Source organism: Rhodococcus tukisamuensis NBRC 100609, from assembly GCF_001894985.1.
In the GTDB taxonomy this organism is placed as follows: domain Bacteria; phylum Actinomycetota; class Actinomycetes; order Mycobacteriales; family Mycobacteriaceae; genus Rhodococcus_G; species Rhodococcus_G tukisamuensis.
The window spans coordinates 1-737 of record NZ_BCXG01000061.1 but is presented as its reverse complement, the minus strand read 5'-3'; the positions used below and the strand labels follow the sequence as shown (position 1 = coordinate 737).

At 70.0% G+C, this 737-nt stretch carries 1 protein-coding gene and 1 pseudogene; both read right to left on the bottom strand.

The features are described 5' to 3' along the window. Positions 1-102: 102 nt before the first annotated feature. Positions 103-333: a hypothetical protein gene (locus RT2_RS26710; RefSeq protein WP_371851197.1), complete on the bottom strand. Its 231-nt coding sequence runs from the start codon at positions 331-333 to the stop codon at positions 103-105. A gap of 15 nt (positions 334-348) precedes the next feature. Then, a pseudogene (locus RT2_RS26705) lies at positions 349-703 on the bottom strand (ATP-binding cassette domain-containing protein); the annotation flags it as partial. Positions 704-737: the final 34 nt, after the last annotated feature.

Sequence of the window (737 nt, the reverse complement as noted above, 5' to 3'; positions counted from 1 at the left end):
TCGTCTGGGAGCACCAGCCCGTCGAGGCGGCGGTGACGGTCTGATACATCTCGCCGAATCCCCCGCCTCCCAGGTGCCGGGAGGCAATTGTCGGCCTTGCGCTCAGGCGAGCTGGATGAGCTCCAGGTACTCCTGCGACCAGTGGTCCTCCTGGCCGTCGGGCAGCAGGATGACCCGCTCCGGGTTCAACGCCTCCGCCGCACCCGGGTCGTGCGTGACCAGCACGACCGCGCCCTTGTAGCTGCGCAGCGCGTCGAGCACCTGCTCGCGGGAGATCGGGTCCAGGTTGTTCGTCGGCTCGTCGAGCAGCAGCACGTTCGCCGCCGACGACACCAGCCCGGCCAGCGCCAGACGGGTCTTCTCACCGCCGGACAGGGTGCCCGCCGGCTGCTCGAGCTGCGGCCCGGTGAACATGAACGCACCGAGCAGCGAACGCAGCTCCTGCTCCCCCCGTGTCGGGCGCGGCGTGCCGGATGTTCTCCCACACCGACGCGTCGTCGTCGAGGGTGTCGTGCTCCTGCGCGAAGTAGCCGATCTTGAGCCCGTGCCCGGGCACCAGCCGGCCGGTGTTGGGGCTCTCCGTGCCGGCCAGGATGCGCAGCAGCGTGGTCTTGCCGGCGCCGTTGAGCCCGAGCACCACCACCCGGCTGCCGCGGTCGATGGCCAGGTCGACGCCGGCGAAGATCTCCAGCGACCCGTACATCTTGGTGAGGTTCTCGGCCATCAGCGGCGTCTTT